This window comes from Roseobacter sp. GAI101, from assembly GCF_000156335.1.
Taxonomy (GTDB): Bacteria; Pseudomonadota; Alphaproteobacteria; order Rhodobacterales; family Rhodobacteraceae; genus Sulfitobacter.
In genome coordinates this window covers 1,637,726-1,657,310 of sequence record NZ_DS999213.1, presented here as the reverse complement: position 1 = coordinate 1,657,310, position 19,585 = coordinate 1,637,726, and the positions used below count along the sequence as shown (strand labels likewise).

General features: G+C 59.0%; 18 protein-coding genes. 10 read left to right on the top strand and 8 right to left on the bottom strand.

The features are described 5' to 3' along the window. Positions 1–36: 36 nt before the first annotated feature. A complete protein-coding gene (locus tag RGAI101_RS07780) occupies positions 37–1,236 on the bottom strand; it encodes a polysaccharide biosynthesis/export family protein (protein WP_441295889.1) in 1,200 nt (399 codons plus the stop codon). Positions 1,237–1,436: 200 nt separating this feature from the next. Between RGAI101_RS07780 and RGAI101_RS07775 the strand changes: the two genes are divergently transcribed. From RGAI101_RS07775 to RGAI101_RS07755, 5 genes are all read left to right on the top strand, one after another. Beyond that, positions 1,437–2,672 (top strand): oligosaccharide flippase family protein, encoded by a 1,236-nt coding sequence (locus RGAI101_RS07775; protein ID WP_008228620.1) that lies wholly within the window; start codon positions 1,437–1,439, stop codon positions 2,670–2,672. A 3-nt stretch (positions 2,673–2,675) separates the two neighbouring features. Then, positions 2,676–3,596, top strand: a complete 921-nt coding sequence (locus tag RGAI101_RS07770) for a glycosyltransferase family 2 protein (protein WP_008226715.1) — start codon at positions 2,676–2,678, stop codon at positions 3,594–3,596. Positions 3,597–3,617: 21 nt separating this feature from the next. Then, positions 3,618–4,616: a glycosyltransferase family 2 protein gene (locus tag RGAI101_RS07765; RefSeq protein ID WP_037227698.1), complete on the top strand. Its 999-nt coding sequence runs from the start codon at positions 3,618–3,620 to the stop codon at positions 4,614–4,616. Continuing rightward, on the top strand, positions 4,613–5,626 hold the full coding sequence (locus RGAI101_RS07760) for a glycosyltransferase family 4 protein (RefSeq protein ID WP_008229085.1): 1,014 nt from the start codon (positions 4,613–4,615) through the stop codon (positions 5,624–5,626). Before RGAI101_RS07765 ends, RGAI101_RS07760 begins: the two co-directional genes overlap by 4 nt. A gap of 433 nt (positions 5,627–6,059) precedes the next feature. After that, complete coding sequence (locus RGAI101_RS07755; protein WP_008225953.1) at positions 6,060–7,463, top strand: HWE histidine kinase domain-containing protein; 1,404 nt, start codon at positions 6,060–6,062, stop codon at positions 7,461–7,463. Between the two features lie 110 nt (positions 7,464–7,573). Here RGAI101_RS07755 and RGAI101_RS21220 read toward each other — a convergent pair whose 3' ends face one another. Then, positions 7,574–8,518 carry a response regulator gene (locus RGAI101_RS21220; RefSeq protein WP_008225873.1) on the bottom strand — a complete coding sequence of 315 codons (945 nt, stop codon included), beginning with the start codon at positions 8,516–8,518 and terminating at the stop codon, positions 7,574–7,576. Positions 8,519–8,868: 350 nt separating this feature from the next. On the opposite strand from RGAI101_RS21220, the gene RGAI101_RS07745 reads away from it, so the two are divergent. Continuing rightward, a complete protein-coding gene (locus RGAI101_RS07745; RefSeq protein WP_008229177.1) occupies positions 8,869–9,843 on the top strand; it encodes a response regulator in 975 nt (324 codons plus the stop codon). Positions 9,844–9,959: 116 nt separating this feature from the next. Here the strand turns inward: RGAI101_RS07745 and RGAI101_RS07740 are convergent, their stop codons facing one another. The 6 genes from RGAI101_RS07740 to RGAI101_RS07715 form a co-directional block, all read right to left on the bottom strand. Then, a complete protein-coding gene (locus tag RGAI101_RS07740) occupies positions 9,960–10,262 on the bottom strand; it encodes an SH3 domain-containing protein (protein WP_008225721.1) in 303 nt (100 codons plus the stop codon). Positions 10,263–10,362: 100 nt separating this feature from the next. Then, positions 10,363–10,998 (bottom strand): aspartate/glutamate racemase family protein, encoded by a 636-nt coding sequence (locus RGAI101_RS07735; protein WP_008228146.1) that lies wholly within the window; start codon positions 10,996–10,998, stop codon positions 10,363–10,365. Then, a complete protein-coding gene (locus RGAI101_RS07730; protein ID WP_008229003.1) occupies positions 10,995–11,834 on the bottom strand; it encodes an ABC transporter permease in 840 nt (279 codons plus the stop codon). Before RGAI101_RS07730 ends, RGAI101_RS07735 begins: the two co-directional genes overlap by 4 nt. Before the next feature lie 3 nt (positions 11,835–11,837). Then, positions 11,838–12,701 carry an ABC transporter permease gene (locus tag RGAI101_RS07725; protein ID WP_008227351.1) on the bottom strand — a complete coding sequence of 288 codons (864 nt, stop codon included), beginning with the start codon at positions 12,699–12,701 and terminating at the stop codon, positions 11,838–11,840. 74 nt (positions 12,702–12,775) lie between these two features. Then, positions 12,776–14,056 (bottom strand): ABC transporter substrate-binding protein, encoded by a 1,281-nt coding sequence (locus tag RGAI101_RS07720; RefSeq protein ID WP_008226724.1) that lies wholly within the window; start codon positions 14,054–14,056, stop codon positions 12,776–12,778. 40 nt (positions 14,057–14,096) lie between these two features. Next, complete coding sequence (locus RGAI101_RS07715) at positions 14,097–15,083, bottom strand: ABC transporter ATP-binding protein (RefSeq protein ID WP_008225394.1); 987 nt, start codon at positions 15,081–15,083, stop codon at positions 14,097–14,099. A 232-nt stretch (positions 15,084–15,315) separates the two neighbouring features. Here RGAI101_RS07715 and RGAI101_RS07710 point away from each other — a divergent pair, with 232 nt between their 5' ends. The 4 genes from RGAI101_RS07710 (at position 15,316) to RGAI101_RS07695 (ending at position 19,581) form a co-directional block, all read left to right on the top strand. Continuing rightward, complete coding sequence (locus RGAI101_RS07710; protein WP_008227311.1) at positions 15,316–16,023, top strand: GntR family transcriptional regulator; 708 nt, start codon at positions 15,316–15,318, stop codon at positions 16,021–16,023. Positions 16,024–16,219: 196 nt separating this feature from the next. Beyond that, the gene (locus tag RGAI101_RS07705) at positions 16,220–16,804 is read left to right on the top strand and encodes an ANTAR domain-containing response regulator (protein ID WP_037227696.1); all 585 of its coding nucleotides are present in this window, start codon (positions 16,220–16,222) and stop codon (positions 16,802–16,804) included. Continuing rightward, the gene (locus RGAI101_RS07700) at positions 16,801–17,949 is read left to right on the top strand and encodes an ABC transporter substrate-binding protein (protein ID WP_008228446.1); all 1,149 of its coding nucleotides are present in this window, start codon (positions 16,801–16,803) and stop codon (positions 17,947–17,949) included. Before RGAI101_RS07705 ends, RGAI101_RS07700 begins: the two co-directional genes overlap by 4 nt. Before the next feature lie 261 nt (positions 17,950–18,210). Next, positions 18,211–19,581: a CmpA/NrtA family ABC transporter substrate-binding protein gene (locus RGAI101_RS07695; RefSeq protein ID WP_008227683.1), complete on the top strand. Its 1,371-nt coding sequence runs from the start codon at positions 18,211–18,213 to the stop codon at positions 19,579–19,581. The last annotated feature ends 4 nt before the right edge of the window (positions 19,582–19,585 follow it).

Below are 19,585 nucleotides of genomic sequence, written 5' to 3'. Positions count from 1 at the left end.
GCCCTGCACCCCATCCGATATCTGGCGCGCCGATAGCTACAGCGCCAGTTGGCCGACAACCCTTCCGACCTCGCCGATATTGGTGATCGTGCTGTCATAACACGCGAGGGAGTCGCCGGGGAGGAGGTAGGGGTCATAGTCATCCCGATCCGCGCGGCGCACCAGATCCTCGATGTCGCGTTCGATCACGACAGACACCCCCGTGACCGGATTGCGCGAAAACAGAACGGATGACCGGTGGGCACTTGATGCGCGTGCGCCGCCGACGCAGTTCGTGTTGATCACCGCCTGCAGATAGCGGGTGCCGTAAGGCACTTCACGCACGTCGCGGCCCACGGCCGAGATCGCATTGCCTGCTGCAGGCTGCGTCAGGTTGGACAGGAAAAGCGATATGCCGGGCGGGCTGATCGGACTTGGCCGCATCAGGTCTTCCTGGAAACATCCCCGGCTGGGTACGGAAACTTCGTCGCCCGTCAACAGCATGATGTCGACGGCGTTTTTGCCTTCGAATGCGCCGCGCATGTCCAGCAGGTAAAGCGCACCATTCCGACGCAGTTCCACCGCCGAGATATCAGCGTCCGGGCGCACCCCGCCTGCGGCGCGCAGGGCTGCGGACAGGTTCCGGCCCTCTGTCGATGCGCCAAGGGCCGTCTGGCGTCTGCTGTCTACCTGATCGCCCGGCACGCCCCCGATCTCTACCGCGTGCGGCTCGAAGACCGCGCCGGAAACCCCGACTGTCACCGAAGCGAAGTCGGCAACCCGGACCGAAACCCTGGGCCTGTCCACAAAGAAGTCCCTTGCGATCAGCTGTTCTGCGATGTCGTTTTCAATCTCGCTGGTCAGCTGTCCCTGCGCGCGGATCGGGGCGAGAAAAGGCAGCTTGATCGTCCCGTCACGCGACACGACATAGTCGCCATTGAATGTCTCGTCATCGCCGATGCGAATGTCGACCAGATCGTTACGGGTCAGACGCTCTCCGCGCAAGCTTGCGGCTGCCAGACCGGCCCCCTTGCCCCCTGTTCCGCCACGGGGAGCGGTGCATTTCTGGGCGTTGATCGCAGGCGACCGAAGGAATTGCGCGGAATTGCGGCTGCCATCAATGGCGCGGTATTGGGCCTGATACCCGTCACCCTCAGCAATGGGCTCCAGATTGTCGGGCGCATCAAAGCCCGTGCAATTGCCAAGCGCCATAACAGCAAGAAGGGCAGAGCCAAGTCTGAATGTCTTCGTCATCATTACGCTCACTTCATAGCCTTCGGTTGAATCACTGATATGCATTTCAGCCCGCCCGGTCGAGGGTGCGTTGGCGTGCAGTGTCTATCCGTTCGGATATGATGCAGATCGGTTGCGCCCTAGACCTCTCCGGGGGTGGCCAGGACAGGGGGCAAAGGTTGCGGTTAGGTATGGTTAACCTCCCTTGATCGGACCCTAATACCATGAGCGCCATTCAAAAGACTTCTCGCATCGCGCACAACCTTTTTGCCTATGGCGCATCAGAGGTTGCAGCCAAGGCATCGCGTCTGCTGGTCGTTGTCGCGGTCGCGCGGTCGCTTGATCTGGCGCAGATCGGTGTCGCGGCTGCGGCGCTGGCTGCAGCAGATATTCTCAAGGCGCTGACGGAAAACGGTGTCGGGCAAAAGATCATTTCCGCACCCGAGGCGGAGTTGCCGCAAATCTGCGCCACCGCGCACCGTATCTTTTGGGTCTGGTGTGTGGGTCTGTTTGTGGCGCAGTCATTGATCGGTCTTGCCTTGTACGCATCGGGGGGCAATGTCGTCCTGCTTGCCCTGATCCTGCTGCTTGCGGGCGAGTATCTGTTCATGCCTGCGGGGCTGGTCCAGACGGCCCTGGCGATGCGTGCGGGAAAATTGCGCCAGACAGCGGCTATTTCAGGGGCACAGATCGTCGGCGCGAATCTGATCTCGGCGGTGCTTGCGCTGCTGTGGCCTTCGGCGCTTGCTTTGATCCTGCCCCGGCTGTTGACCGCACCGTTCTGGCTGATCGCCATGCGCCGTTTGCATCCCTGGAAGCGCGATCTTCGCAATGGTTTCGCGCCGTTGCGCCCGTTTCTTCACTTTGGATGGGCCGTGCTGGGGGTTGAACTGGTCAAGGCCGTTCGTCTTCAGGCGGACAAGCTGATCGTGGGGGCGCTGATGGGCGCAGAGGCGCTGGGGCTTTATTTCATGGCGTTCAATGCGGGTCTGAGCCTTGCCAATTCCTTCTCGGTCGCGTTCGCCACCGTTCTGTTCCCCCATCTGTGCGCAAGCGACGACAAGGGCGCTGCCCTGCGTCACAGCATTCTGCTTGCCATGGGGCTGATCACGCCGGCCGTTGTCCTTCAGGCGATCCTTGCCCCTTACTATGTGCCGGTTCTGTTCGGCGCGGGGTGGTCGGGGATTGATACGATCGTGTCCATTCTATGCCTCATTGCCATTCCCACGACGCTTTGGTCCGCCACTGCGGGCTGGTTGCGGGCGACGGGACGGGCGCAGGTCGAATTTTGGGTGACTGCGGCGATGACCGTTGCCTTCATGCTCAACACCGTGGTGCTTGCCCCTCTAGGCCTTGTGGCGGTGGCGACAGGCTATGCGATTGTCGCGACGGTTCTGATGGTCGGCGCATCTTTTCCCGCTCTTTATCTGGCCTTTGGCCGCGCAACAGCAAAGGTCTGAACCATGCCTGACTTTTCGATTATCCTGCCGTGTTTCAACGCCGAGACGACCATTGTCGAAACATTGCAAAGCATCACCGGCCAGACGTTCGGCGATTGGGAGGCCATCTGTGTCGATGACGGTTCAACGGATGCGACGGTGCCGCTGATCCAGAATGCCGCCCTGATCGACCCGCGAATTCGTCTTGTGCGCAATCAGGGCAAGGGACCAAGCAGTGCCCGCAACACCGGCGCGCTGGACCATTCAAGCGGCGGTCTGATCGCCTTTTGCGATGCCGATGACCTGTGGCTGCCAACCAAGCTGGCAGAGCTTGCCGAAAGCTTTGCAAAGGCCGAAGTGGGTGGTGCCTTTGGTCAGATCGGATTTTTCCAGGACGGGCCAGATGATGCAACGGTCTTTTCGACTGTTCCCGAACAGGATCTGACCATCGATATGCTGCTGGGGGAAAACCCCGTGTGCACCATGTCCAACATGACGGTGCGGCGCGACATCTTTGTGCAATCGGGCGGCTTTGACGTGTCGATGATCCATAACGAAGATCTCGACTGGCTGATCCGCGTCGTGGGCGGCGGTGCGCGGATCATCGGCTTGCGATCGCTTCAGACGTGGTATCGCACCAGCGTTGGCGGGCTTTCCACCAACCTTGATGCGATGCTGGCAGGGCGGGCGCGTGCCATCGCATCCGCGGCGGCTTTCGGTGTCAGGCCCAGTGCCCGAAGCCATGCAATCCACCATCGCTATCTGGCGCGGCGCGCGCTGCGACTTGGTGCTAACCGGACCGATGCGTTGCGCCATAGCGTGGCCGGTTTCGCACACAGCCCCGTGGGCTTTCTGACGCCCCTGCGGCGCGGTGCGCCAACCCTTGCAGGCGCGCTGGTGGCCACCCTGCTGCCGCACCCGCTGCGCCGCTATCTTTTTTCCTGATCCTCCCGAAAGGCTTACCCCATGACATTTGCTTCTATCATCATGCCCGCGTTCAACGTCGAAGCCACGATGGCTGCCACCCTGAATGCGCTTCTTGCCCAGACATATCCCGCATTTGAAATCATCATCGTCGATGATGGATCAAGCGATGATACGGCGCGCATCGCCGCTGAATTCGCGCGCGACCGCCGGGTGCGGGTTATCCGTCAGGGCAATCGGGGTCTTGCAGGTGCACGCAACAGCGGCATCGCAGCCGCGCGCGGTGACATCATCGGGTTCTGTGATGCCGATGACATCTGGCTGCCGCACAAGCTTGCGCGCCATGTGGCGCATCTGATGGCGAACCCTCATGTCGGTGTCAGCTATGCAGGGTCTGCGTTGATGAATGACGCTGGCGTCCTGATCGGGCAGGCGCAGCGCCCCCGGTTGGAAAACATCTGTGCGTCGACCATCTTTAAACGCAATCCGATTGGAAACGGCTCTGCCGCCGTCATGCGCCGCGCCGTGCTGGAGGAGATTTCCTATCGCCCGCAAAGCGAGCCGGCGCGAGACTGGTATTTCGACGAAACGTTCCGACAGTCTGAAGACATCGAATGCTGGTTGCGCATCGCGTTGACCACAAGCTGGGTGTTCGAGGGCATTCCCGGATTGCTGACCCACTACCGGATCACCGCAGGCGGGCTGTCCGCCGCGACCGAACGCCAATTGGCGGCCTGGGAACGGATGGTCACCAAATTGACCCCGCTGAACCCGGCCTTTTTCACCGTCAATGCCCCCATCGCGCGGGCTTATCAACTGCGCTATCTTTGCCGCCGCGCGGTCAGTGATCTTGACGGGGCCAAAGCGTTGATGTGGCAGCGGGCGTGGCTGGCGGAATCCCGGATGACACTTGTAGAAGAACCGGTGAAATCGATTGTGACACTGGTGGCCAGCCTTGGCCTGTCGATGGTGGGGACCCATGGCGTGCGTCAGGCCATGAAAGGCGTTCAGCTTCTTCGTCACCGCAAGGCCGTTCGATGACACGCGCCCGGATTGTCCATCTTGTCGACGATACGACTGCCGGCGGCGTGATGCGCGTATTGGATCACATCCTCACGGCACCTGCGATGGCGCAGACCGGCGACCATAGCCTGCGCTGCATAGACCGCGGCAGCATTTCGGTCGGACGCATCAATGCCGATATCATCGTATCGCATCTGGCGGTCAGTTGGCGGACGCTGCCAATGCTTTTGGCGTTGCGTGCAGCCCATCCCGGGACGCCTCTGGTCCATGTGGAACACAGCTATACGGAAGGGTTCGTCACCCACAATGTGACCCGCAAGCGGCGTTTCACGGTCTTGCTGCGCACGGCCTACGCGCTTTTCAACAAGGTCGTCGCCGTCAGTCATGCGCAGGCCCGGTGGCTGGCGCAGTCGGTTTCGATACCTTCAATGAAATTGAGTGTCATCCAGTCTTGCGTGGATCTTTCCAGCTTTCGGGCCCTCGCGGCCCCCTCCGGTCCCGTCCGCGTGATCGGAGCAATCGGGCGTCTGGACCGCCAGAAAGGGTTCGATACGCTGATCACCGCTTTTCGGCAGACGGTCGATCCCGCCATTGCACTGCATATCTATGGCGACGGTGCAGAGGCACCTGCCTTGCGCGCCTGTGCCGGCGACGATCCGCGCATAAAGTTTATGGGGTACTGTGGCGATCAGCGCACCGTCATGGCGGGGGTTGATGCCGTGGTCATGCCGTCGCGGTGGGAAGCGTACGGGCTGGTTGCGATAGAGGCTCTTGCGGCGGGGCGGGTTCTTTTGGTCAACGATATCGACGGGTTGAAAGATCATGTGCCGCATGGCGCGATTGCCGTGGCCGACGCTTCTGTTGCCCGATGGGCGCGCAGGATCGAAGCACTAGCCGGAGCCTTGCCGCTGCCACCGACTGTGCCATCTCGTGCCTGTGACGGCTTCGAGGATGCATTCGCACGTAGTTGGCAGAAGTTGATCATGCCGGTGCGCGGTGAGGGTTTCGTCGCTTGTTATGGCAAATGACGCTGTTTCATATTTCAACTGACAGCCGGGCTAATTCCGCATGGGCCAGTGAAGGGAATAGGGAGGGAGGGTGTGTTTCAAAAACGTGTTGCGGTGACGGATCTTGGCGATCTGCCCGCCAAATCTTCTGCGCAGGGCCTGAGGGCGGGTCGTTCCGGTACTTCCATGCCGGATTGCGCCTTCGGCGCTAAGCCTCAACGATCATATCTGGCCACCCGAAGGACTGACGGCATGTAGCCCCGCGAAACGATTTATGCGCGACGATCTTCCTGTGCGCCATCGCATGTGCGGCTACGGTAGTGATCAGGTTCCGAGGCCCGAGCCAGCATGAAACCCCCTACAAAGCATCTCTGTTATCACATGATTATGTTGCCTGTTTGCGAGACGGAGAATGGTGTGTATGATTGAACGGCTGAACTCTTGAGAGACCATAATGACGAACGACTTTCTCTTTACGAACAATGGCGGGGATCACCTTGACCTTATCCTTGCCACATCCGAAATCGGAATTTGGGAGCTTGACGCCGTTACCGGAACGGCGATGCGCAACGAGCGCCATGATCAAATCTTTGGACATGATCAACTTTTAGACCGTTGGAGCGGGGAAATCTTTCTAACCTATGTTTTCGAGGAGGACCGCCAGCGCGTTGGTGGCCTGTTGGAAGCTTCCCTGAAGGATGGGGTGCCGTGGTCGTTTGAAACGCGGATTCGTCGGGCGGATGGCGTAGATCGCTGGATCAGCGCGAAGGGGATGCCAAAATTCTCGGACACCGGTGTTGTGACGAAACTGATCGGCCACGTAATCGACATCACCGAGATGAAGCAGAATGAGGACCGCCTCAAGCTGTTGTCGAAGGAACTCAATCATCGTGTCGCGAATACGTTCACGATCTTGAACTCAATGATCCGCCACGCGTCGAAAAAGACGGACAGCGTTGAAGAATTCGCTCGCTCCCTGACGGAACGGCTGGGCGCGTTGTCGCGCTCCAACCGGGTTCTGGTGGCTGAGGTGGCCGAGCGATCCAGCCTGCAGGATATTATCAGGATGGAGATGGAAGCCTTTGCCGGATGGGAAGCACGCGTTTCCATCGAGGGAGACACAAACGTCTGGTTCTCTGGTGAGGCGTCCGAGGCTCTGGCGTTGGTCCTGCACGAACTTCTCACGAATGCCGTGAAACATGGGGCGCTTTCGGTCCGGGGCGGCCAAGTGGGCATTAAAGCAGTCATGGGAACCGGCCGCCGGGTTCATATCAAATGGACTGAAACTGGCGGCCCATCCTTGCCCGCGGAGCGGACAACCGGGATCGGGTCGACGATCCTGCAAAAAGCCATGCGGGATCAGGGTGCCATCAACCTCGATTTCGCCCCGGGCGGGCTGGTCTGCGATATCGTCATCAACGACAGTTTTCAAAGAGAGGCCGCCGAGGTAACTGCCCCGCCAACCGCGATATTTCCGGTGGACCAGTCGCAGATCAGTAACGTCTCGTTCTCGGGTCAAAGGGTATTGGTCGTAGAAGATGATCCGATCATCGGTATGGATATCGCTGATATTCTTGAAGCGCGGGGCGCGACTGTCATTGGTCCCTTCACGACTGTCGCAAGTGCCCTCAAGGCTATCCGTGAAAAACCGGACGTCGCGATGCTGGATGTGAACTTGGGCCAGGAAACAACCGATGCGATTGCGTTGCACCTGTCTGAACTTGCGATCCCGTTCTTAATTCTAAGCGGGCAAATCGATAGTTCGGATCTGGGTACCGCATTCAAAGGGGCAGCTATCCTCAGCAAACCTTATAAAGAACAGGACCTTGTGAGCCATCTTAACAGGGTCATGCATTAGCGGGGTGCAGGTTACCCTGGCGGATCAGCGCTGACCTGAAGTGAGGTTTGTCTTGGTTGAAATGGCATTGCCGGGCAAAGGCCCCGCCTGCGGAGTGCGCGAAGCGGGTGCTAGGCCTTCAATCGTTTGCTTTTTCCGCTACGTTCAACCAAAGAAATCGCGCGGTCGATCGTTGGTTTGACACGTTGTGTCCGGCTGCCGTTGGGGCGTACGGGGCGACCGATGTGCAGGTTTATGTTCATCGCGCGGCCGTCTTCGAAGACTGCATAAGACGTATCAAGCACCTCTTGCACATCCGTTTCGATCTGCGGCCAAAGGGTCCCGAAATCTTCGGTACCGATGCAAATGAAAATCCCTGAACCAAAGTAGGACGACAGCAACTTCGGGCTGTTTACCACGTCTGAAATGGCATCCGATACGGCCGAGAGCGCGATGGCGAACTCCTGGCTGGTGCAGCTGTCATACAGCGCCTCGACCCCTATGATCTTGGCGGCGAAAAGCCGGCAGTGGTTCAAGTGCCTTTGCGACAGCTGGGAGAGATAATTGCCCAGAGAGTAGGGCAGGATCAGCTGGTCCGCGCTTAGAATTTGCAGCGGTTCCGTCACGGCAAAGCGGTGACGGCCCGGAACCGAGCTGCGCGACGGTTCCGACGGGTCGATTGCCCGGACGGTGTCGCCACTTTGAACCATGCGCGCGGCAATCTGGACTCGGGTGCTGATGTCAGCGACATCGAATGGCTTTGTGATATAGTCGCTGGCCCCTGCGGCAAACGCCTGTTCGATCGATGTCTTGTCAGTATTCGCCGTCAGCATGATGATCGGAGTGTCACGGTGCGCGCCATGCACACGGATACGTTCACAAAGCTCGATGCCGGTCATTTCCGGCATTGAGATATCAAGAAGAAAGCAGTCGAAACCGTCTTTTGAAGTGGCTATCGCCTCGAGGGCCAAAGCGCCGGAGGCCGCAACCACGACTTCTATGCCATCGGATTGCTTGAAGATCACCTCAAGCAGGTCCAGCACGACCGAATCGTCATCGACTGCAAGAATTCTCATAATACCTCTTCGGGGTTGCTGCCTTTGATACTGCACGCAAAGGCATCGGTAACTTTCAAACAGCATTTCGCAAAACTTCGGCCAAATTGTGTCAAAAGGTCAACTTTTGGTCCGACTGGCGGGTTATCGCGGATAAACCGCCAATGAAGTCCCTGCATTGGCACCCCTGAACGCGCGGTTTTCCGGAAGCGCGGCAGAATCTGTGGGAATTATTAACATTTGGCTAAAATGTGACACAATCTCGCCCCAACATTGCCCGCCAGACGTGTTTCCTTACAGGCTGAGAATGTTTCGAGGCCGTTTGAGACCAGCACGCCAGATATGGGCCAGTTATGGGGAAGTAAGTACTTATGCGCATTTTAGCTGTTGATGATGACCCGGTCATCCGCGATCTCTTGAAGGGGTGCCTGACAGAGGATGACAACTATTTTCTGACCTGCGCGACTTCTGCCGAAGACGCTCTGGTCATGCTGAAGGCTGCAAAGCACCCTTTCGACTGCTTCTTGCTGGACATCATGTTGCCCGGCGTCGGCGGTATCGAATTATGTGAAACATTGCGAAACACCCCGGGCTATCGGTCGACGCCGATCCTGATGATCACGGCCAGCCGCGAAATCGGTCTGATGCAGCGCGCGTTTGTCGTCGGGGCCACGGATTTCATCACCAAACCACTCAACGGGATCGAGCTGGGCGCGCGGATCAAGACGGCCGGTCTTTTGAACGACAGCCTTCGACGCGAAGAGCAGGCGCGCCACAGGCTTGAAGAACTGACCCAGGCGACGAAGATCAGGTTCGATGAACGCATCAAGCTTGATGTTGACGGTGTCGGTGAATTTCTGGAACTGGAAAACCAGCTTTTGCGGCTCCAGAACGGGTGCTACGGGATCAATCTGTTCACCGTCGAAATCGAGGGGCTTCGCAGAATCTATCGCGCGGTAAAGCCGCCTGCCTTCCGCTATTGCGTTACTCAGGGTGCCGAGGCCGGTGCCAGTTCTCTGATGAAACAGCCAAGTCAGTTGGCTTACGCCGGGTCAGGGCGCTTCGTGGGGTATCAGATGGGGCGTCGCAGGCTGGACTTCGATCTTATTGCGGAAAACATGAATCTGAAGATGGAAAAGAATTGGGACGCGGCACGTGGCGAGGTTCCGGCACCGCCCCGGATGCGGATCAAGCCGATTACGGACCAGCGCATCTGGTCCGGCATTTCCGCCAGTGAAAAACTGCGCGAGAATCTGACCGCGGGGGAGTTGTTCCCGAATCTGTCCTTTGAAGAAGAAAACAATATCTTCGCAAAAATGGATATCGTCATGAGCGGCGAAGATTGAAACCGTGCAGGTCTTGTGCCGGTCCTTTAGTGACCGCCGCTTCAAGCGCTGTACCGCCCCCAGACTAGCGAACCGACATGGAGTGCGGCATCAGGTTAAACCAGAACCAATCTAGGTCAGATTTCCTTTAGATAGGCCCACGAGACATACCCTTCGAGCCCCGGCGACGTGTTCAGGGATGCTTTGCACCAGCGGGTACCACCTGTCTGCTGGCAACTTGAGATGCGCAAGGCCGTGCCGTTCGGAAGACCGACGATGACCCGATATCCGATGCCCGGTCCCGCACGCATTTTCAGCATGTCATCTGCCTCGACGCCAGCGACCTCATAGTTGCCACCCGAACCGCCCGTTGCCAGTTCACACCCCGAAAGGGCTGTCAGCGCGACCGCAACAAGTGTTCCATAGACCGCTATACGCATTGATTTCTCCTGTTTCTGCCTTGCCCGAACACTTAGCGTCCAAGCAAGCCGAAAGAAACAGTCACGCGACGGCAAAATGCAAGATCGCACTTCTTGGGGGCTAGCGTGACAGGATGGCCGACAGCTGGACCGCTGATTTGACCCCGTCGACCAACCGAACGTCGGGCCGATCGCCGTAGAGGTCGGGAATACCGACCATGCCGGCGCAGCCCAGCACCACGATGCCGACCTTGTCTTCGACCACGGCGCGGTCGATTTCGGCGATGACCTTTGGGGCGGACCCCGGCAGATCCGTCTCGAGCGCGAGAACCGGCACATTGCTGGCGCGCACACGGCCAAGACGGGGCGCAAAGCCATAGCTGTGAATATTCTGCTCCAGAACGGGGATTGATTGCGGCAATGTCGTCACGACGGAAAACCGTTGCCCTGCAAGCACCGCCATATGATAGGCCGCCTGGCCGACGCCGATCACAGGACAGCGCGCGATATCGCGGGCAAGATCCAGGCCAGTGTCATCGAAGCAGCCGATGATGATCGCGCTGGCACCTTCATCCGACGCCTTGCGGACCAGCCCGAGAAGCGGGGGAATGCAGGCGGCCCCGTCCTCTGGTCCCTGGATCGCGGGAGGGCCGTCATGCGACGTCCAGCCCTCGACCTTGATGCCCATGTCCAGCGCGGTATCGACCATGGTTCGGGTCATGGCCTGCGTGCTGTTGGGGTTGATGATGACGATCATACCAGACCCTTGCCCGCGTCGGTGCCTGCTTTGGCACGCCGCCGGTTGCTGACAAGTGCCAGCGCGAGGAACACGCCGATGATGACAAGCGAGAACACCGTCGTGAGCGTGCCGAGCGCATAGAGCACAGGCGAGGTGACGTTGGTCGTCATCCCGTAAATCTCGAGCGGGAGCGTGTTGTACGATCCTGCCGTCAGCAGGGTGCGGGCGAATTCGTCATAGCTAAGCGTAAAGCCGAAAAGGGCCACGCCAATCAATGAAGGCGCGATGATCGGCAACACCACATGCCGGATGGTCTGCCACGGGCTGGCACCCAGATCACGGGCGGCTTCCTCATAGCTTTTGTCAAAACGGTTGAAGACGGCGAACATGATCAGCAGACCAAAGGGCAGGGTCCAGGTCAACTGCGCCCCGAAGCCCGAGGTGGACCAATGCACGGTCAGCCCCGTCTGCGAGAACATCAAACCGACGCCAAGCGAAATCAGGATCGAGGGGATGACCAGCGAGGTGATGATCAGGTAAAACAGGATGCCCGACCCTGGAAACCGCTTGCGAAACGCCAGACCGCCCATGACAGACACGACGACGGTCGTGACCATGACCATCAGGCCCAGGACGAAACTGCGGCGGAAGCTGCCCCAGATGTCGCCGACGGCCTGCTGCTCGAAGAGATCCTTGAACCAATAAAGCGACACCCCGCGCATCGGGAAGGTCAGCCCACCGTTTTCACCCTGAAAGGACAGGATGCCGATGGTGATCGTGGGGCCGTAGAGAAACAGCAGGAACAGGATGAAAAATCCGGTAAGGACATAGAAAGAGCGGGGGCGCGGTTCCATGGGTCAAAGCTCCTTTCGGATGTCGACAAAGCGCAGCAGGATGCCGATCACGATCAGCACGGTCAGCAGCAACACGATGGCCGTGGCCGACGCACTGGGATATTGCAGCAGTGCGATGTCATTCGAAATCAGGCGACCGACATTGGCGGACTGGCTGCCCGACATGAACCGCACGGTTATGAAATCCCCCATCACCAGCGTCACCACGAAGATGGTGCCGATCATGATGCCCGGCTTGGTCAGCGGCAGGATCACGTTCCACAGGATTTGAATGCCATTGGCACCCGCATCGCGCGCCGCCTCGATCAGGGATCTGTCGATCCGCATCATGGTGTTGAAAATCGGAACGACCATGAACAGCGTGTAAAGATGCACGAAGGCAAGGATCACGGCAAAGTCCGAGAACAGCAGCCATTCAACGGGTTCGTCGATCACCCCCCACGAGATCAACGCGGAATTCGCGATACCGTTGCGACCCAGAAACGGGATCCATGAAATCATCCGGATGATGTTCGAGGTCCAGAACGGGATCGTACACAGCAGGAAAAGCGCGATTTGCCACGTCTGCGTGCGGATATGGAACGCCAGATAATAGGCGACGGTAAAGCCGATGACGAAGGTGGCGGCCCATGTGATCAGCGCGTATTTGAAGGTGTTGAAAAAGACGGTGTAGGTCACCGGCGATCCGAACAGGAAGTCGTAGTTTTCCCAGACAAAGGCGGGGATGATCGAAAACTCGGTCGCGCGCCAGAAACTGACCACGGTGATCATGATGATCGGTGTGACCAGAAAGGCCAGCAGGACCAGCGCCAGCGGGGATAGCATCATCCACCCCTTGAGAGCATTATTTTCACGCAGTTTGTTCATGGGGCTTCCGGTCAAAAGGGGGAGGGAAGGGCGCGCACCCTCGGGAGGCAAGGCGCGCGCCCTCTTGTGGTCGATCAGGCGGCGATAAACTCGTTCCACTTGCGGACCATGTACTGGTTTTCGTCCATGACGGAATTCCAGCAGGCCACCGCGCCCATGCGGTCTTCGAACGACCCGCCATCGCGGGTGTCGCCGGTGCCCGCCAGCTTGTCGCCGAACGGAGACGTGATATCGCCTTCGGCTTCCTTGCCCTCGAACCAGTAGCCCCATTCATCTGCCGACATGAACGCCTTGGATGTTTCAGGTACGGCCGAATAATACCCCTGACGCATCAGGAACCCGCCGACCCAGCCGGAGAGGTACCAGTTGATGTATTCATAGGCCGCTTCCAGCTCCAGACCGGACAGCGCCGCCGAGATGCCCAAGCCGCCGCCCCATGACCGGTAGCCTTCTTCGAGCGGTTGATAGACGCAAGGCACGCCCTGTGATTTCACGGCCGTAATCGCAGGCGACCACATGGACTGGATCACGACTTCACCGGACGCCATCAGGTTGACGCTTTCGTCGAAGGACTTCCAGAAGGCACGGAACTGACCGTTTTTCTTGGCCTCGGTGAAGATGCCAAGGGTCATGTCGATCTCTTCCCTAGTCATGTTGCCCTTGTCGGGATAGGTGTATTCGCCCATGCTTTCCACGACCATCGCCATGTCCATGATCCCGATGGATGAGATGTCGAGGATCGACGCCTTGCCCTTGAATTCGGGGTTCAGCAATTCGGACCATTTCGAAATCGGACGCCCGATCAGGTCAGGGCGGATGCCCAGGGTGTCGGCATTGTAAATCGTCGGGATCAAGGTCATCCAACCGGATTCCTCATTCACGAAATCGGTGCCGTTCTGTCCCGAGGTAAAGCCGACGGTGTGGGGGGCGGTCCCTTGGGCAATGGTGCTTTCGGGGGTCAGCTTGCCGTCCCGGAAGATGCCGACGATCTTGTCATAATTTGTCAGCTTGGTGGTATCCATCGCCTGCAGGTTGCCTGCGGCCCACACTTTCTTGCAGATGAAATATTCGATGTCCGCGATGTCAAAGCTGTTGGGCTGGGTGGCCGCGCGCTGGGTCACGCTGTCGGTATCAAGGGCCGTCATCTCGAGCGTAAATCCCAGGTCTTCCTTGACCTTGGTCGCCACCTCGTTGAGGTTCGAGACGCCCGTGCCGAACTGGCGGATGGTCACGTCCTTGATGTTTTGCGCCCAAACCATCGGCGCGCCAAGGGTGGATGCGCTCGCAACCAGCGCCGTCGACGCGGCCCCCTTGAGCAAGGTGCGGCGGCTAAGGCCGTTTCTGTTGGTAAACATCGTCATTCGTCGTTCTCCTTGTTGGTGGAAAGCCGCAACTTCATGCAGTCAGTTGGTGTAGTTTCGAGGTGTCCCAGGACAGTCCGATGGTGTCGCCGGGGCTGTGAGGGTTTGCGAAAAATGCGCCATCGGGGATCAGGGCCGTGATTTCCTGATCACCTGCGATGCGCGACAGCACGGACACGTGGGTGCCCTGATATTCGACCGCTGTAACATGCCCTTCGACCACACCCTGGGTGGACGGCGTCACGTCGACGGCATCAGCGCGGATCGCGTAATGCCCACCGGACAGGGCGATCACGTTATGGCCGCCCATGAAACGGGCCACGAATTGGGTCTTGGGCGCGTTGAACACCTCTTGCGCGGGGCCCGCCTGTTCGATCACGGCGTTGTTCATCACGACGATTTCGTCCGCAAGCGCCAGGGCTTCATCCTGCCCGTGGGTGACGTGGATAAAGCTGATGCCCAGTTCCTTTTGCAGCTTCTTCAACTCGGCCCGCATCCGGATCCGCAGAAAAGGATCAAGGGCCGACAGCGGCTCGTCCAGCAGCAACACATCAGGCCGCGTGATCAGGGCCCGCGCCAGGGCGACCCGCTGCTGCTGCCCGCCCGACAACTGGTCCGGCAACCGGTCACCAAGTGCCGTCAAATCCACCAGTTCCAGCATCTCGCCTGCCTTCGCGCGGCGTTTGGCGGTGTCGACACCCTGCATCTTGAGGCTGAAGCCGACGTTGTCGATCACGCTAAGATGTGGAAACAACGCGTAATTCTGGAACATCATCGCCGTGCCACGCTGTGCGGGGGCAAGGTGCGATATATCGCGCCCTCCCAGCAGGATCGCCCCGTCGGTCACGCTTTCGTGCCCGGCGATCATCCGCAGCGTCGATGACTTTCCGCAGCCCGAAGGGCCCAGCAGGCAGGCGTAGGAACCGGGTTTGAACTTGTGCGCAATCGCATCCACGGCAACCGTTGCGCCATAGCGCTTGGTCACGCCGACAAGTTCCAGATCGTTTTTTGATGTTGTCATTCAGGCCCCCACATTTGATCCCATTGGGCGCATCGGGTGCCGCAAACTCAAACAAAGCCGTGGCTTGCAGTGGGGCAAAACTGAAAATGGCGCAAATTTGATCACAATTTTGGGCTGTTGCTCAAATATTGCACGCAAGATTGTATACAATGAGTTGAGGCTTTGTGGTCGTTTGGATCGCCTTGTTCAATACGATCAGCTCTGGCATCAGTGATTCTGAAGGACACGCACTATGCCACCACTGCCAATTTCGCCCCCCAAACCCAAAGATGCGACCGAAAAGGTGGCCCATGCACTGGCGTTGGCCATTCACGAGCATCGGATCGCCCCCGGAACGAAACTGGGTGAAGACGAGCTGGGCGAGATCTACGATGTCTCCCGCACCGTGATACGCGCCGCGCTGCAATCGCTTGCGCATATCCAACTGGTCGAGATCCAGCGTAACAAGGGTGCATTCGTTGCCCAGCCTAGCCTGCGCGAGGCCCGCGAGGTCTTCGAGGCGCGCGCCCTGCTTGAGCCGCGCACGGCAGGGTCCGCTGCCGCGCGTGCGACCCCGCGCGACATTGCCATCCTCAAGGAACACATCGCCCAGGAACATGCCGCGATGGATGCCGGTGATCATGGCCGTGCGTTAAGCCTGTCGGGAGTTTTTCACATCGAGGTTGCGCGGATCGCCGATCAGGATACGATCCGGCAGTTCATCGAGACATTGATCGCGCGATCATCCCTGATTATCGCGCTGTATTGGCGTCGTGAAAGCGCGCTCTGCGAGAGCCATGCCCACCATGCCCTTATTGACGCAATAGCGAAGGCGGACGCACAAAACGCAGAAGAACTGATGCGCAGCCATCTTGTCGATCTCAACTCGGCCCTGGACCTGCGGGATCGTCCGACACAGTCAAGAAGCCTCAAGGAGCTGCTTCAAGACCCGCATCCTTGACCCTGCCGGCGGTCAGCGGTCGCTGACTGAAAAGGGGGCGGGCGCATCCCCCAAAAGGCGTCGAGTGCCTGTTAAACTCTCGTTTTGGCATTGGCCTGCCTAAAATATACGCGGACCGCTGGCGTCGGCCTGTGCCGCGCACGTATTTGCGTTTCAGCAGATGTTCAGCCATGCCCCGCAGCATTACTCAAGGCGGATGAGAAAAGATTTGCGCATCCTTGTCGTCGAGGCTGATAGCGCCAAGGCGAAAAACATCATCAACGCTCTGCTTGAGGCAGGCTGGAGCGATGTGCACGAGATTGCCCAGGTTTCAGGGCTTGAACAGTCCATCGCGAAACATGCCCCCGATATCGTGCTGATCGACATGGCAAATCCGGATCGCGACACGCTGGAACATATCGGAACCGTATCGGACACCAAATCGCGGGCCGTCGCGATGTTCGTTGATCAGACCGACCCCCATTTGACGCAGGCTGCCCTCGCGGCGGGGGTCAGCGCCTATGTCGTGGACGGGTTGCAGATGAACCGCATCAAATCGGTGATCGAAACCGCGATTGCCAGATTCCAGATGATGCGGCAGATGCAGTCCGAACTGGATGCTGCAAAACAGGCGCTCGAGGACCGCAAGACGATCGACCGCGCCAAAGGGATCGTGATGCGCAGGCGCGGGATTTCCGAGGATGCGGCCTACAAGCTGATGCGCAAGGCGGCGATGGATCAGGGCCGCAAGGTGATTGATGTGGCGCAGGCGCTGGTCACGGCGTCGGACCTTTTGACATGACCCGCACCGTGTTGAATTGCGGCTATGTCCCGCTGGTGGACAGTGCGCCGCTGATCATCGCCAAGGAACTTGGGTTTGCGGCCGAAGAAGGGCTGGACCTTAATCTGGTCCGGCAGCCATCATGGTCCGCGCTGCGTGACATGCTGGCCCTGGGGCATCTGGATGCGGCACAGATGTTGTCTCCGATGCCGGTTGCCATGTCTCTTGGCCTTGGGGGGTTGCCCGCACGGATCGACAATCTGATGGGGCTTTCCGCCAACGGCACGGTGTTCGGTGTGTCGACGGGGCTGGCGGACGCCTTGGGGGCGGTACCCTTTGGCGATCCGGATGCATTGCTGGCCGCGCTTGGCACGCGGGGGCCGCAGCCCTTGCGGGTCGGGGTGCCATTTCCGTTTTCAATGCACCGCTTGCTTTTGTCCTACTGGACAGCTTCAACACCTGATCTGCAGGTCGAGATCGTGACCGTTCCGCCACCGCGCATGGCGGATGCGGTCATGCAGGGGCATGTCGATGCCTTTTGGGTGGGGGAACCCTGGGGCAGTGCCATTGTCGGTCGGGGGGCCGGCAAGATCCTGATGGCGGGGCGACATGTCTGGGGTTTTGCGCCCGAAAAGGTGTTGGCCGCGCGACATGACTGGATTGTGGAGAACCCCGATACGACGTGCCACCTGATGCGCGCGGTCTATCAGTCGGCCCGATGGCTTGACGTGGAACGCAACAAGCCTTTGGCGGTCGAAATTCTGGGCCGCAGTGAACACCTTAATCTGGCGCATGAGGTGATTGAGCCGGCAATCACCGGCATCTTGACGCTTGAGCAAGGTGGCACACCGACAAAAGTCGACCGGTTCTTGACGTTCCATGACCATGCCGCGTCCTTTCCATGGCGCAGCCAGGCGGCGTGGATCGCCGCGCAACTGGGCGTGGATGCGATGGGCATCGCGCAGGCAAAGAGGTGTTTCAGAACGGATCTGTACCGAAAATATCTGGGTCCTGTCGGCGCGGATCTGCCCGGCGCGTCGGAAAAAGTCGAAGGCGCGATGCGGGATGTCACCGCCGTGGCGTCATCGCGGGGGCAGATGATTCTTGCGCCGGATGCTTTCTTTGACGGCAGAACCTTTGATTTCGATGCTTCAAATGGTGAATAAACGGGCACATTCGCGCGCGGCAGGAAAATTGCATGCGGGAGTGCAGAATATAGTTGAAGCCGGGGCCGAACTGTTCAACCCTGAATACAACACGTCAGGCACTGCTGCCTGATTTCCTTCTGCCAATGACGGCAGAATACTCCCAGAGCAAAGCCGCTCGTAAGAACCATGGAATTTTTCCGTGATGCTTACGCGCGGCTTTTTTTCGTTTTGCAGGCCTTGTCGAACCAGACCGGGCCAGACTGACAAAGGACATTCCAGATGTATAAAACGCTTCCCCTCATCCTTGCGGCCACCGGTCTTTGGGCGACTGCGGCCTCTGCCGAGATGCTTGACCTTGAAAAGGACGAACTGACCTTCGGCTTTATCAAGCTGACCGACATGGCCCCATTGGCGGTCGCCTACGAGAACGGCTATTTCGAGGATGAAGGCCTGTTCGTCACGCTTGAGGCGCAGGCGAACTGGAAAGTCCTGCTGGACGGCGTGATCGACGGCCAGCTGGACGGCGCACATATGCTGGCGGGCCAGCCGCTGGCCGCGACGATCGGATATGGCACCCAGGCGCATATCATCACGCCCTTTTCGATGGATCTGAACGGTAACGCCATCACCGTGTCCAATGAAATCTGGGAACAGATGAAACCCAATGTCCCCAAGATGGCGGACGGTCGTCCGCAGCACCCCATCAGCGCAAGCGCGCTGGTCCCGGTCGTCGACAGTTACAAGGACCAGGGCATCGCGTTCAACATGGGCATGGTTTTCCCCGTCTCCACCCATAACTACGAACTGCGCTACTGGCTCGCCGCGGGGGGATTGCAGCCGGGGTATTATTCCCCGCAAGATATCTCCGGGCAGATCGGCGCGGATGTTTTCCTGTCCGTGACCCCGCCACCGCAGATGCCCGCCACGATGGAGGCCGGCACCATCTTTGGCTACTGCGTGGGCGAGCCGTGGAACCAGCAGGCGGTATTCAAAGGCATCGGTGTGCCGGTGATCACGGATTACCAGCTTTGGAAAAACAACCCCGAGAAGGTCTTTGGCATCTCGAAGGAATTCGCGGACGCGAACCCCAATACCACGCTGGCCCTGACCAAGGCGCTGATCCGCGCGGCGATCTGGCTTGATGAAAATGACAACGGGAACCGGGCAGAAGCTGTCGAAATCCTTGCACGGTCCGAATATGTCGGTGCGGATTACGAGGTGATCGCCAATTCGATGACCGGCACCTTCGAGTTCGAGAAGGGCGACAAGCGCGAGATCCCCGATTTCAACGTCTTCTTCCGCCACAATGCGACCTATCCGTTCTATTCCGACGCGATCTGGTACCTGACCCAGATGCGCCGCTGGGGCCAGATCGCCGAGCCGAAATCCGATGAGTGGTTCGTGAACACCGCCAAGGACGTGTACCGCCCCGACCTTTATCTTCAGGCTGCGCGTCTGCTGGTGGACGACGGCATGGCAAACGAGGCGGACTTTCCATGGGAAAGCGACGGTTTCAAGGAACCGACAGCGGCTGCCGATGTCATTGACGGGATCGTCTACGACGGCCGCACACCCAACGCCTATCTTGAAAGCCTCCCGATCGGCCTGAAGGGCGACCAGACCGTCGTTGGCAGCCAGGTCAAAGGGTAGACAC